A 456-nucleotide genomic window follows, 5' to 3' on the forward strand; every position below is an offset into this window, starting at 1 on the left:
TGATCAGGTTGCCGGTGATGCGCCCGCTGGCGATCGAGATGCCATCGCTGGGCAGGTCCACGAAGCGGCTGTTGCTCACCAGCGTGTTGGTGCCGAGCCCCAGGATCGGCTGGTAGGCCTTGTCGCGCTTGAGGCCGTCGAAGCTGGCATGGTCGATGGTGAGGTTGGCATAGCCCGCAAAGCCGCGCACCGACACGCTGCCGGCTGCGCTGGCCGAGGAGGCATCGAACAGCGACTGGGCCAGGGTGACGTTGTTGGCCTGCACGTAGACGGTGGTGCCGCGGAAGTCGATGTTGCGCAGGCTGGCGCCGTCCTGGGTGATCACCAGGATGTTGCTGGCTGCGTTGTAGTAGTACCCCGGCTGCCCGATCAGGCTGCGAAACGAGACCGGCGCCTCCGCCACGCTGCGCCCCGCACCCGCCGCAACATCGGAAAGACCAGAAAAACTAGGCGAAC

1 pseudogene is annotated in these 456 nt (G+C 65.8%); it reads right to left on the reverse strand.

Features of this window, described 5'->3' with window-relative positions:
• A pseudogene (locus tag ACLBXP_RS25255) lies at positions 1 to 456 on the reverse strand (M10 family metallopeptidase C-terminal domain-containing protein); the annotation flags it as partial.

This window comes from Methylobacterium sp. A54F (genome assembly GCF_053346035.1).